Origin of the sequence: Anaerosolibacter carboniphilus (assembly GCF_014205875.1) — a bacterium.
GTDB lineage: Bacteria > Bacillota > Clostridia > Peptostreptococcales > Thermotaleaceae > Anaerosolibacter > Anaerosolibacter carboniphilus.
On the sequence record NZ_JACHEN010000005.1, the window covers coordinates 119,717 to 133,015 of the forward strand.

8 protein-coding genes are annotated in these 13,299 nt (G+C 35.9%); 1 reads left to right on the plus strand and 7 read right to left on the minus strand.

Going from position 1 to position 13,299, the window contains the following annotated elements; genetic code table 11:
• Nucleotides 1-144 precede the first annotated feature (144 nt).
• Genes HNQ80_RS05805 through HNQ80_RS05820 form a run of 4 tightly spaced genes read right to left on the minus strand, consistent with a single transcriptional unit; the run spans nucleotide 145 to nucleotide 6,706 of the window.
• Nucleotides 145-2,046: a TnsD family Tn7-like transposition protein gene (locus HNQ80_RS05805; RefSeq protein ID WP_184309091.1), complete on the minus strand. Its 1,902-nt coding sequence runs from the start codon at nucleotides 2,044-2,046 to the stop codon at nucleotides 145-147.
• Nucleotides 2,043-3,704 carry an ATP-binding protein gene (locus HNQ80_RS05810; protein ID WP_184309093.1) on the minus strand — a complete coding sequence of 554 codons (1,662 nt, stop codon included), beginning with the start codon at nucleotides 3,702-3,704 and terminating at the stop codon, nucleotides 2,043-2,045. The genes HNQ80_RS05805 and HNQ80_RS05810 overlap by 4 nt, the downstream gene beginning before the upstream one ends.
• Nucleotides 3,697-5,862 carry a Mu transposase C-terminal domain-containing protein gene (locus HNQ80_RS05815; protein WP_184309094.1) on the minus strand — a complete coding sequence of 722 codons (2,166 nt, stop codon included), beginning with the start codon at nucleotides 5,860-5,862 and terminating at the stop codon, nucleotides 3,697-3,699. Before HNQ80_RS05815 ends, HNQ80_RS05810 begins: the two co-directional genes overlap by 8 nt.
• The gene (locus HNQ80_RS05820; protein WP_184309096.1) at nucleotides 5,846-6,706 is read right to left on the minus strand and encodes a TnsA endonuclease C-terminal domain-containing protein; all 861 of its coding nucleotides are present in this window, start codon (nucleotides 6,704-6,706) and stop codon (nucleotides 5,846-5,848) included. The genes HNQ80_RS05815 and HNQ80_RS05820 overlap by 17 nt, the downstream gene beginning before the upstream one ends.
• A gap of 572 nt (nucleotides 6,707-7,278) precedes the next feature.
• Between HNQ80_RS05820 and HNQ80_RS05825 the strand changes: the two genes are divergently transcribed.
• Nucleotides 7,279-7,458 (plus strand): hypothetical protein, encoded by a 180-nt coding sequence (locus HNQ80_RS05825; RefSeq protein WP_184309018.1) that lies wholly within the window; start codon nucleotides 7,279-7,281, stop codon nucleotides 7,456-7,458.
• Between the two features lie 527 nt (nucleotides 7,459-7,985).
• Here the strand turns inward: HNQ80_RS05825 and HNQ80_RS05830 are convergent.
• The 3 genes from HNQ80_RS05830 to glmM form a co-directional block, all read right to left on the minus strand.
• Nucleotides 7,986-8,561 (minus strand): hypothetical protein, encoded by a 576-nt coding sequence (locus tag HNQ80_RS05830; protein WP_184309098.1) that lies wholly within the window; start codon nucleotides 8,559-8,561, stop codon nucleotides 7,986-7,988.
• A 644-nt stretch (nucleotides 8,562-9,205) separates the two neighbouring features.
• Nucleotides 9,206-11,035: a glutamine--fructose-6-phosphate transaminase (isomerizing) gene (gene glmS, locus HNQ80_RS05835; RefSeq protein WP_184309100.1), complete on the minus strand. Its 1,830-nt coding sequence runs from the start codon at nucleotides 11,033-11,035 to the stop codon at nucleotides 9,206-9,208.
• 732 nt (nucleotides 11,036-11,767) lie between these two features.
• On the minus strand, nucleotides 11,768-13,114 hold the full coding sequence (glmM, locus tag HNQ80_RS05840) for a phosphoglucosamine mutase (RefSeq protein ID WP_184309102.1): 1,347 nt from the start codon (nucleotides 13,112-13,114) through the stop codon (nucleotides 11,768-11,770).
• Nucleotides 13,115-13,299: the final 185 nt, after the last annotated feature.

Consider the following 13,299-nt stretch of genomic DNA (forward strand, 5'->3'; position numbering starts at 1 on the left):
GGCAAACGTACTGGTTTCTAACTGTATTACGAACCCATTACTTATACTTTCACTACCTTTCCTTCAAGACAAAATATCTTCTAATCTGAATGTTAGTTAGAACATCTTTTTTGTTCAATTCATCAAGATATGCAATAAATATATCTATCTACTTCTAATATCATTTATTAATCCAATTACCTCTTTTTCTATTTCCTGTTGATATTCCATTCGAATCCCAGCCCTTCTAAAAATCTTCCATAATAGAATCTCTTCTCCTTCACTCTCTAATATTTGTATGGCCCATTTAATACGCCTTGTTTGAAAATCCCTAATACTTTCCAAATACTGCTCCATATATTTTTTTGTTCTTGGAAGTTTATCAAGATGTTTTTCAAGTAGTGGTCGTAGGCCTACTTTACTACCTATAGAACTTATGGTAATTCTTGATGGTTTCTTATCTATGGATAACATCTCTTGTACCAATTTTTCTACTTGCTGAAGAATTTCTGAATCTCTCTGCTCCCAATCCACTCGTAGATTTACATTTCTATTTGACCTCAATTGAGGAGAATGTTGTTTTAACCATTCTCTATCATTCTTATACAACCAAGCACTTACTGCCTTATTATCTCGACATAATTCAGTTTTACTTTTTTCTGGATAAACTTTCTGTAGAGCCAACCATTTCATCCTATATAGTTCTTGCTTATTATGTAAAGTTGCCAAATCAACCACATTCTTATTGCTAACAATAATCGGCTCTTCCGCAACCTTCTTCCAATAAGTCTTTAAACCAAGTTTCTCTGCATACTTCTTAACTGTATTTGGATCTACTTGTAGATGTTTTGCTGTTTCACGTAAACTTAACCTTTCAGTAACTATGTCTTTAAGTCTTGCTTCCCATTCCTGACCAAAAGTAATCATTCTTGTTATCTTAAATTTGTCATCTTCCTCTCTATCAGGACCTGTCCTCATATAGGAAAATCCACAAGAACAAGAAAATATTCCAAGTGGACTTTTACTATCATTTCCATATTTTATTTTTATCTCCCCTATCGTCAATTCTCTATAATGTTCACTGGCAGAGTTTAAACAAGGCCACGGTCCATTCCCAAAGGGCTTATATTCTATCTTGTCGTTAAATAACTGTTCTGCAGAAATGCCTAAAAATCTCATCAAAAGGAGATGTCTTATAGGATGGGTAGATTTGTTTTTTCTCCTAAATATTTCAGTCAGCCAATTGTATTCACTGTTAATTACTATATATGATTGAAGGATTATCAACAGATTATCCCCATAATAATCCACAAAATCTGTTAATAATTCTTTTTGTTTCACATTTCCATTGCTATTAGCATAGCCCAATACCTTTAACTTGTTTATATATTGTTCTCTAAACCACTCTAAAGGTTTATTATGAAAATTATTACATAACAGAGAGAGAGCGTCTGCTGCCATATTAGTTAAGTGGTTAAAAGTACCATCCGAGCAAGTTAATGCTTCATTATTTAACTTACAGACATCAAATGAGGCAGGTTTATATTCGTGTTTATTAAATCCCCTTACATCAACTTCACTATCATGCAGCATTACTTTATGTTGTGGACACACGAATATACCGGGAATCTGGTGTACCCTATGCCAATACAATTCTCCATACTTTTTCATATCCTCTTTGTTACATTGAGGGCAAAACTTAAAATACTGATTAAAAGATATTGAACTCGCCATTAAGCCTATCTTGTTATAAATTCTACCTCCTTCCTCTTCTTTCATATAGTTTTTTATCTTTGCTGCTTCCGCCAGAGGTAAAAAGGCCGTATAGAATGGGTAAAGAGTGTATTTTTCAATTATTTCGTCTGAAGTATATTCAGTATTTATGGGCATATTCTTTATAATTCTATTAATATGTGACGGCAAATCCATTACAGATGTTATACTTGACTTTGAAAATATGTCTTCAAGGGTTGATTTTAAACTTATATTTCCACTTCTAATGTGATACCTTGCCAAAATACTATAAAGAACTTCATCATCATAAGGTACAGGGAAAAATGTCATCATATCATACCACACAAACTTAAGAAGTCATCGTTATAACTTTTAATAAGTCCAATATTTTTTAACGATTCATATGCAGAAACTCTATTGATACGGCCTTCCTCTACAATGTTTCTTATATCATTCTTATTTTCTTTATTATTTTTATTTGTTTTCTTGTTTTTCTTTTCGGAATCCGGAATCAGTTGTATCGCTCTAACTACAATTTCATTTAACTCCACTTCATTTTCATCTTTAAGTATCTTTTCTACTAATTTCTGTGCGTTATTGGGACTGATATTTAAATCAATAAGTTTTAGAATTGCCTCTTCTGCTTTATTGGTTTTAAATTCTTGTTCTTTCTTCCTTTGTGTTCTTTTAAGTGCTTCAATTTTCATTTCTAAATTAATAGTATGTCTTTCTCTTTCGATAAATCCTAAAAAGTCAGTATCAATTGTAGAAACATCTTCATATTGAGCAATTTTTTTGATATCTCCTGATTTTAACGCATCTAGCATAGGTTTAACTAACTTCAGATTTTCATGTGCCACCGCTTTAATCAAGTCAGAGGTTATTTCTTCCTTGCCAGTCATAATCGCACGCGTTTGACTCATAGCATATAATTTTACTGCTATATCCGTAATCCCCTGACTTTCCTCATAGAAAATATCAATAATCTCTTTATTTAAAGATGTCGTTTTTCTGGTCCACTGATAATCCCATATAGCGTTTAAAAGCAACTCCCAACTTTGATCTTTTTTTAATCTATCCCAGACCATGTCTCCTTGCCCACTTCCCCTTCGAGCCTGCCTAAATTCAGACTGCAACACTGATAGAGCCTTTGGTGTTCCAACAAGAATAGTAGATACCCCAAAAGTATTCACCAATTTAACGAAGAAATTTAACATATTATCTCCCCCTCCACTCCTTGCTCCGTTCAGGTGCTGAATCTCATCGATTATAAGTACACCTAAGCCGCAATTTTTCGCGATTTGTGCCATTACGGGTAGCATTGTATTTACAGATAATCTACTTTGCCCAAACTTCTTATAATAGTCCGTACCAAGTAAGGAATCTATTTTTAGGAAAAAGTCCACACATAGTCCTTTTAAAGACCCATCGTGAGGACAGTCTATTTTAAGCCAAGTTAATTGATACATACTAAACTTTGTTTCTTTATATTTGGAGTGGACAATAATTTGAGGATACATTGTTATAATCCTGTTAATCGCTGTTGTTTTTCCGATTCCGCTTATCCCAACAATACTTAAGCCTAATCCTGTGCTTCTGAAAAATTCATTATTATTTAAATCATAATTCATATTTTGTATAGCATCATAACCCTCTTGAAAAGTGCTTATATATTTTGGATCAAATGGATTTCTTGCTAAATATCCTTGTCGTATAATCCTAGAAATCCTGCTTTCTAAATCTAAATGAATCATTAGAGGCTGGAAGACCTGAAATAACCTTTGAACTATGTGAACTTTATATTGCTTATCTAACTCTCGTTCCTTATCATTGTATGGAGGATATATAGCAATTTTTTCTACTACCTCGTCCTGTGAAAAAATCGGAGGCAATGCTTCTATAAACGGGTTTCCAGAATACTCCGATATAACTTGCTCCGTATATTCTGCTTTTACTGCTTCTCCTCCATTTGCAAGCATTACCTTATTCATATATTTTCTTTAGAGCCTCCTTTTGTTTTTTTAACAATAGTGAAAGTCCATTATCATTATCATTTTCCTCTTCGACAGTCTGATTTATAGATACCACTCTAGAATCTTCCTTTACCTCACCTTTATCTAGTTCAAATGCTTCCTGTTCTCGCTGTAATACTTTTTCTAATCTACGATTTTCTCTTATGTTTTTTAACCTTTTTTTCTTACTACCTACATGATTTTCTTCTATTGATTGTTGTTGTGCTTCCTCAACAATATGTTCAATTTCAGAAATCAAATCTATCTTAGTCTGAATTTTTTGTTCTAGATATTTCTTGTTCTGCAGTTTTTCATACTCTAAAAGATAATTTACCTCATCAATTGTCTTATTCTTATATCGCTGCTGATTTTCTAATAAGAAACATTTTTCATAAGTTAGACCGTTATCATCTCTTATGTAAATGTAGTCCATTTGTCTTGGATCGAAACTAATAGATGATATTTTCCAAGTACCCTTATTGCGGGCCGTTTCAAACCACTTCTCCTTTAAGGCTTGTTTACAAGCATATAACATGCCGTTGAATCTTATACCCTGTGCAGTAATAGTAGCACTCCCTGTCGGCATTAAGTTTAATTTAACAATGTCTTCTGGGACATAGCGTAACTTTCCTGACCGATTAGCAATGCCCCAATTCCATAGTTTGATAGGAATTGGTTCTATATCATCCTCAATCATCATTTCTTCTCTATTGTAATTCTTTAAAAAATGGTGATTATTGTGGTGCAGTATACACTTAATAATAACTTGTGTAAACTGATAAATATCTAACTTTGCATCTAGCCTATAGTCTTTATCTCCACGCTCTCTTGTGTTAAAGTCTACTGTGCCGGGTAATATAGGTTTTGTTCTGGTATTTATCACCATAAAATGAGATTCAATAATACCTTTCCAATCCGGCCTATATGGGGGAGTATTTTGAACTCTAATATGAAAAGTATTTATTAAAGTTTCTATATTGCTTCCCTCTAACTCACCCCTATCAGCCAAAATTGTTTCAGGTAAATAATTGACAGGCCATTCTTCTTCATCTATCTCTATTCCATATTCCCTGCAAAACTCCACCTTACTAGTAGCAGCATTATTAAGAGCCATCATTGCTCCAGCCCAAGAAGGTCCCTCTAGGCCAATATAGATTCCTACAACCATTCTACTAAATGTATCAATAATACTATAAATTACTGGTCTCCCAATAATCCATTGACGATTTAAGCGACTTACAAGGTAAATATCGCCAACAGTTGCATCGATTTGATATAGTGATCCCGGTCCTAAAGCCTCTATTGTAGAATTCCCTAAAATTGCTCTATGTTTTTGCTCATAATGTTTTGCACTCTTTCGCATAGATATCTCTTTCTTTAAATTTCTTTCCTTTTCAAACCAGTATTTGAATTGAGTAAAAGTCGGGATATCTGAAATTGCATTAATTACGGGTATTTCCTTGTTATCTTCTATTTTAATTTCCTTACTAAAATACTCTTTCAGCATTAATTCATATGTTAAAGTTAAAGTCTTCTGAGAAGATGTGTAATAGTACCTATTAATTGCTGTTTTAAATATCTTTTTTATACCATCATCTATGTTTATTCCTTGACCAAACAGCAATGCATTTTTTCTAGGCCTTCCTCGTTTTGCCTCACCTACTTCTTTTTCTTTCCCCTTTCCTCCACACATATAATAGTCAGGCAATAGTGCCTGCTTCGTCTTACCTCTCTGCCAATACTTTTTTAAATACCTTAACACTGTGCTTTCGTGAACTTTCTTAGATTCACAAATCTGATATATCATTTTTCTTCTCTCAGAAGGATTAAAAATAGTAGGTTCTAACTTTACTATGTCTTCAATAATCTCCCAAGCCTTATTCCTTATAGTTACATGATTCTCTGGAATACTATACTCGCTGAGTGTCTTTATAAATGGGTCAGAGGTTTCTATAGATACTGTACCGTTCTTCATATTTTCCTCTATCTCGTTAAGTCTTTTAGGGTAAGGAAGGCCATTTGAGTAAATATCGATAAAATATCCAATGTCATTGTTCTTATCTAACCACAAGACTCTTTCAATAACACGCTTATTGTTATCTATTTCAAAACTAATAAGATTATTTACTACAATCATATGCACTTTCCTCCCTCTTTAATTTCTGATTATTTGCTCCAATAATAGGCTTTGGAGTATTAATATCTATAGAATTATTCATATCTATCTGAATCTGCTTTGAGGCAATTAGATATTTAAAAACAAACAAACCTGTACCTGCCTCATAGTTAAATTCATTATCAAAATTGGCTGTGATACTCCTTATCGAATGTGAACTATCTAGTAATCGCTCTTTTAGTATATTACTTAGGTCTGCAATATTTTCTTTAGTTAATCCCCTCTCATTGTATGAATATAAGGAAGAATGAACCCATTCAACATTCTTAGCAAACACAGCCGGAATTTCTTTTTGAGTAACGATTCCCCAATCAATTCCTTTATATTCCCAATATCTTTTCTCTATCTCCATTCTCTCCAATGTTTTTTTCTTTTCTAGTTCAGTATAGGACTTTACAGTTCTGGCTATATATTGTGGTTTACTATCATTATTATTTTTAATGGTGACTAAAAATGTAGTTGTAATAACATAAGGAGTTCCAGTTTCTTTGTCTTTAAACATATCAAAGTTTAAATCCTCTTTTTGTTTTATTGTTTCATCAATATCAATAAGCGGAAAATGCTCTCTAATATCTAATACGATATCCTGCCAGTCCAGTAAGTAAAAATACTTAGTTTGAATATCTGAAAAGAAATGGTGAATCCTATTACTTTTCCACGAAAAAACCCTCGTTGCCCTTCCTAAACTTGGATAGTCATTTATTTTCCACCATGGATTGTAGTCTACACCAGTTCCTTGTCCTCTACCCTCCTTTAAAAAACGCTTAAATTTTTCTTCATTCCAATTCAAATTATATTTCGCCATTTGCCACCTCTTCTTTTCTAGTTGGTGTGACTCGAGTCTAACGGGCCAATAGAAAAGATTCAAGAGTCTATTCAAACTTTTTTATGTTTTTAAGTAATGTTTTTTATCATTAGCAGGGTTTATTATTTGCAAGCAAACATTTTTATTCATTTTCAAACTTTATTATTTTTTATAATATTTTAATTTTATTTGACTCATTTATTTTTGTAACTATGGCAAAACATAAAAAAGTCTGCTTAAGGGACAGCAAGGCTCAAATCCGCAGAATGTCTATTGCCACACCGATTTTACATGTACTCCCAAAATAATAAAGTCTGCTCATGGAACCGCAAATTATGCTCACACAATCCCCAATTAAAGACAAAAATAAGAGTCAAAAAAGATAAAAAAGTCTGCTCAAACCGCATGGTTTTTGCAGGTCCATCTTAGATAAATTTCACCATTGCACATTCCATAATGCCTTGTCGGAGTTTATTGGCAGCCGACAGGCTAACGCCTTAAGAATGCCCCTTTATTTGAAAAAACATCTGTGCTATCATGTAGTAAACTAATTGGAAAGGTGTGATAATGCTATGTTTGAAAATCGTGAGGAGAAGGGCGATAGCCCTGCAATGACTTCCCTTGAATATGCTACTGATTCCTGCGGCTGGAATATAACTAAAGAAACTTCTTCTAATCTCTTTGAAGAAATGATTAAAAAAGTAAATATTGATGCTTCAACTCGCCCTGCTTCTTCCACTGAGGAAGGTTAAATTACAGCCGAAATGCAAACCTTATGTTCTAACCGTACATCTACCATTAACCCGCTTATCTACTGCATTACCACCGAAAATACCGTATATTAACACAACCTCTCCTATGACTAAAAATCACACACAAACTATTAAATTTTATAGAACTTGCCTCATTTTTAGTCATTGGTATCTTCATTAACGGAGGTTATTTCAGGACTTGGTTGAATCTATCTGCCCCCTACCATTGCCATGCGTAGGGTTATTGCAAGCCGATAGGCTATCGCCTTGGGAAAGAAAAAAGCGAGGCTATATCACCCCGCATTGCTGCAAACCCCCCCGGTTTATCTATTTACCTATTTATTCTTCTACTTTTTCTCTCCTCCCTCTGCCATTAACATGCCGTAGGCTTCGCCAACCCGCTTTGGATGGAGTGTCTGCATAAAAAAGCCGTGAATGTTCAGCAGCATTAACCTGCAAAACACCCACGACTTCCAATCAAACTTTTTTATTCTTAACCAATGTTTTTTATTTGTGAGCAGACTTTTTTATCTACATACAATAACCATCTCTGTAAGTAAATCAATCTCCATACCCATCATCAGTTTTTGTATTTTGGCGATGGCCAAATTCTCTGGTCTTGTTTCAGTGTTGTTCTTGAATTGGTATTTTTCCAATATAAATTCTATTTTATTTACTTTTATCTTTTTAATCTCTTCCTTGAGATCAATAAAATCCTCGCTATTTATTTGGTGATACACCATAAGTGCATTTTTTCTTTTCAAATCATATTTTTTTATCTTTCCTTCTTCTCTTGAGCAAACGCCTGTAGCCAGTTGTCCAGCAATAATAGGCATAAATTTTCCGTCAGCTGTTTCCATTTCTGCTATTTTATAAGTATACCTAGATCCATCTAAAAAGAATTTAAATAGAGAAGTGCTTGTATTCATATTGTTTATTTTAATAAATTTTCCAGATTTGTTATCTGTTTCAAATATCTTGTTCTTATCAAACTCTTCTCCTTCATCTTGATAGGGTTCAAAATGAACATTATCGAGATTGTACCTATCTGTTGTATAACAAACAAATCCTTTATTTCTAAACAAATTGAGTATCTTTTTCATCGTCTCATACATACTCCTTACTTAGATTTCACTAATAAAAATTTAATCTTAAAGATTGGTATCATTCAAATTTGCAGTATACATTTTCATATGAATAGTATTCTTCGTCTTCATATAGGTTTCCTTCATAAGAAATGTATTTTGGCGATAATCAAGATGCTGTTTTGTGGGAATTTTACTTATCAAAAATCAAACCGTTGTTTTTATAATTATATTCTACCGACTCTCGAATAAAGATTTTGTCAAACTATGTCGGACTAAGTATTTTTTTGCTTTTTAAGCTTTACATTAATGAACACTCACATTCCAAAGGACAGTTCTTGCTCGTTCCCTATAAAGATTATTGTATAACTTCGCCATATTTCAAATCTTATGTGTATTTCTAGCACTCAGCTCTAAAGATTTCTCCGTTACTTATCCTAGTATTCAATTATCAATATTTAAAATCTCTTCTAAACCTACCCCACAAAACCATTTCCGTCAGTTAATAGGAAGTTTATATAGTAACCACTAAGCTTTCAAAGCCATCATACAGCCTTTTCAATCTCCAGTCAGGACATCATTTGTATATATTGATATTTAACGTTATCATTTTAACATAAAAGAGGCACTTGGAATCCACTTCCAAATGCCTCTTAATGATCTTATTCTACCGTTACTGATTTTGCCAAATTCTTCGGCTTATCAACGTCGCAGCCTCTTGCTACGGCGATGTAATATGCCATCAATTGTAATGGAACCACACTTAGGATCGGTGTCAATTCATCCATGGTATCTGGGATATACAATACCACATCTGCTGTCTTTTCAATCTCCTTATTACCTTCCTTTGCAACACCTACTACATAAGCACCTCTTGCTCTTACCTCTTGGATGTTAGACAGCATCTTTTCATATAGATGATCTTGAGTAGCCAATGCTACAACCAATGTACCATCTTCAATCAATGCAATTGTACCATGTTTCAACTCTCCTGCAGCGATGGCGAAGGAGTTAATGTAGGAAATTTCCTTTAACTTTAGTGATCCTTCATGGGCTACGTTCACGTCAGCGCCTCTTCCCATGTAGAATACGCTCTCATTATTAAACTGGCCATCTGCCAAGTGTTGAATTGTATCCTTATTGTCTAATATCTTTTGAACCTTCTCTGGCATTTCCTTCAATGCAGCGATGATTTCTTCATATTTTGCTCTATCTAGGGTACCCTTTTCCATAGCCATGTGAAGTGCTACCAAGTACAATGCAACCAACTGTGTTGTATAGGCTTTTGTAGAAGCTACTGCAATCTCAGGTCCTGCCCATGTATAGAATACATCATCGGACTCTCTTGCCACCGAGCTTCCTACCACGTTTACAACGGATAATATTCTCGCACCTTTTCTCTTTGCTTCCCTCAATGCAGCCAATGTATCTAACGTTTCCCCTGATTGGGTAACTGCGATAAATAGTGTATTTTCATCGATAAATGGATCTCTGTATCTAAATTCAGATGCCACATCTACTTCCACTGGAATCTTTGCAAATTTCTCGATGGCATATCGGCCCACTAAGCCTGAATGATACGCTGTACCGCAAGCTACGATATAGACCTTGTTGATTTTCTCTAAATCTGCCTTTGTCAGCTTGATACCATCAAGGTTGATGTTGTTGTCTTTGTCTAATCTTCTTAGTAATGTTTCTGAGATGCCCTTTGGCTGCTCATTGATTTCCTTGATCATGAAATGTTCATAGCCTTCTTTTTCAGCAGCTTCCGCATCCCAAGTCACATGGAATACTTCTCTGTCCATCTGCTGGCCCAATTCATTGTAGATGGTCACACCCTCTTTTGTAAGCAATACGACTTCATCGTTTTCGATAAGGTGCATTTTTCTTGTATATTTTAATAAAGCTGGTATATCAGAAGCAATGAAATTTTCGCCTTCGCCAAGACCTACAATCAATGGACTGTCTTTTCTTACTGCCACGATTTTATCTGGCTCTTCCTTGCAAACTACGCCAAGTGCATAGGCTCCTTCCATCTTTTCGATGGTCTTAAATACCGCCTGAAGCAAATCACCTTCATAGAAATGATCAACCAGATGGGCGATTACCTCTGTATCTGTTTCAGATTTGAATACGATACCCTTTTCTTCGATTAACCATTCCTTGATCTTCATGTAATTTTCGATGATTCCATTGTGGATGACAGCGATGTTTCCAGCCACGTTTGTATGGGGGTGGGCGTTTCTATCGGATGGTTCTCCGTGGGTTGCCCATCTTGTATGGCCGATTCCTACCACACCGTTGATTGTTTCTTCCTGCAGATGATCTGCTAAAACACTCAATCTTCCTTTAAATTTTCTTACCTTGATTTCCCCGTCCGTATGAACAGCGATACCTGCTGAGTCATAACCTCTATATTCAAGTCTTGATAAACCTTCGATCAATACAGATGTTGCTTCTCTATCTCCAATATATCCAACGATACCACACATAATTATAGTCTCCTCTCGGTTTCTTATTATTTTTAATTTTTTTCGGAACGACGAGGGCGTCGTTCCCTACGATAATTTTCATGGAACGACAGAATTGTCGTTTGCTACCTCGGAACAGAAGTATCTATTCCCTGCATTCATTAATAAGTTTCTGTTTTAGAGCGCGAATTAATACAGATGTGTGAATAAGAATCATAATTTCTGCGGAACGACAGGGTCGTCGTTTCCTACAATGATTCACAGGGAATCGGTCCCCACAATCGTTATAGCAAACAGAAAAATATCTTCATCACATATCTGGTTTTCCTAAACTGTTCTAGATTTTAGGAATCACAAAAAGACCCACATCTTATGGGTTTTTTCGCCACCCGATCGTTGTTTGTGCCCGTAATCACTCACGGGTTTTGTCCGATCTTTCTCGGTGGTGGCTATACACCGCATGGCATCCGCCGAATTTTCGCTAAACCATGTCCTCGTCAACTTACATCCTATCTTCCGGTCTGGATCTAAGTTCTGGCGCTTCAGTACTATTTAATTTTCCATTCCATCTCTCACGATAGGCCTCACCCCTTTCAACATTCTGACGATTAAGTATAATACGAATTCTAGTTTTTGTCAACTTGGTAGAATATATCCTCTGATTTCCATTGTTTTAAGGATTTTATGAGCCCGGTTTCTCCGGGCTCATGTTCTATATTACACTTTATGCAAAAAACTCTATAGAATTGCCTATTACTGCAATCTTTCCTCTATTAATTTTGCCAATTCCAGTGCCAATTCCTTTAGCTGACTTTCATTCTTACCCTCAAGCATTACTCTCACCAGTGGCTCTGTTCCAGAAGGACGAATCAATACCCTGCCTTCACCGTCCATTAATTCCTCCAACTTAGTAATCTCCTTGGCAATCGCTACATCTTCCATGTATTTATTCTTCTTTGCATTGTTCACTTTGGCATTGATCAGTACCTGAGGATAGTTGGTCATCACACCTGCCAGCTTAGATAGGGATTGCTCCTTCTCCTTCATCACAGCCAACAGCTGCAATGCTGACAATAATCCATCCCCTGTGGTGTTGTGTTGTAAGAAGATGATATGACCAGATTGCTCACCACCTAGCATATAGCCTTCTTCCTTCATCTTCTCAAGAACATATCGGTCTCCTACATTGGTTTTCTCCGCTCTACAGCCACATTTTTTCAATGCGATGTCCAAGCCAATATTACTCATTACGGTAGCCACGATAGTATTTTGAGGCAGCAAACCCTTTTCTTTTAAACTACAGCCACAGATGGTCAGAATCTTATCTCCATCCACCAACTGGCCTTTTTCATCCACTGCAATCAATCGATCGGCATCTCCATCAAAGGCCAAACCTACATCAGCGCCCCAGTCCTGAACAAGCTTCTGTACATCCTCTGGATGCGTCGAGCCACAATTTAGATTGATGTTCAACCCATCAGGCTTATGATGGATGATTTTTAACTCTGCACCGAGGGCAGATAATATAGATGGTGCTGCCACATAGGCTGCTCCATTGGCACAGTCTACGACAATTTTCAGTCCTCTAAGATCTACCCCAATGGTACCCTTTAAAAAGCTTGAGTACTGCTTGATCGCATCATCTATTTCTACTTTTTTGCCTAGGTTTCCGCCAGTAGGGTGAAGATCAATGTGCCCCCCATTGTGGATGATTTCCTCAATCTGTTCTTCTACTTCATCTGGTAGTTTAAATCCGTCTTTATTGAAGAATTTGATACCGTTGTATTCCACCGGATTGTGGGATGCAGAAATCACGACGCCTGCATCAGCACCGTAGTGTCTTGTCAAGTAAGCAACCGCCGGTGTTGGTACAATCCCTACACACAAAGCATCGGAGCCTGTAGAAAGTATTCCTGCTACAAGAGCTGCTTCCAGCATGTCTCCCGATATTCTCGTATCTCTTCCGATAACAATCTTTGCTTTTTTCTTGCCACCTGTTAATATGTAGGCTCCTACCCGTCCTAGCTGATATGCTAATTCTGCAGTTAATTCCGTGTTGGCAATACCCCGTACTCCATCCGTTCCAAACAATTTGCCCATGCGCCTAGACTCCCTCCCATTTTCTCTATCTTTTCTATCTATCTAAATGTCAGTTTCTCATTTTGAAAATTTAATCCTATTCTTACGGAACGACGAGGGCGTCGTTCCCTACATCAGTAAATAGCACCATGAAAATTTAATCCTGTTCTTGCGGAACGACAGGGGCGTCGTTCCCTACCGTGCTA

Bases quoted from the DNA above. Each gene is read 5' to 3' on its own strand.
- HNQ80_RS05815 (WP_184309094.1), bottom strand. From the start codon at position 5,862: ATGATTGTAGTAAATAATCTTATTAGTTTTGAAATAGATAACAATAAG.
- glmM (WP_184309102.1), bottom strand. From the start codon at position 13,114: ATGGGCAAATTGTTTGGAACGGATGGAGTACGGGGTATTGCCAACACG.
- HNQ80_RS05805 (WP_184309091.1), bottom strand. From the start codon at position 2,046: ATGATGACATTTTTCCCTGTACCTTATGATGATGAAGTTCTTTATAGT.
- HNQ80_RS05825 (WP_184309018.1), top strand. From the start codon at position 7,279: ATGTTTGAAAATCGTGAGGAGAAGGGCGATAGCCCTGCAATGACTTCC.
- HNQ80_RS05810 (WP_184309093.1), bottom strand. From the start codon at position 3,704: ATGAATAAGGTAATGCTTGCAAATGGAGGAGAAGCAGTAAAAGCAGAA.
- glmS (WP_184309100.1), bottom strand. From the start codon at position 11,035: ATGTGTGGTATCGTTGGATATATTGGAGATAGAGAAGCAACATCTGTA.
- HNQ80_RS05820 (WP_184309096.1), bottom strand. From the start codon at position 6,706: ATGGCGAAATATAATTTGAATTGGAATGAAGAAAAATTTAAGCGTTTT.
- HNQ80_RS05830 (WP_184309098.1), bottom strand. From the start codon at position 8,561: ATGAAAAAGATACTCAATTTGTTTAGAAATAAAGGATTTGTTTGTTAT.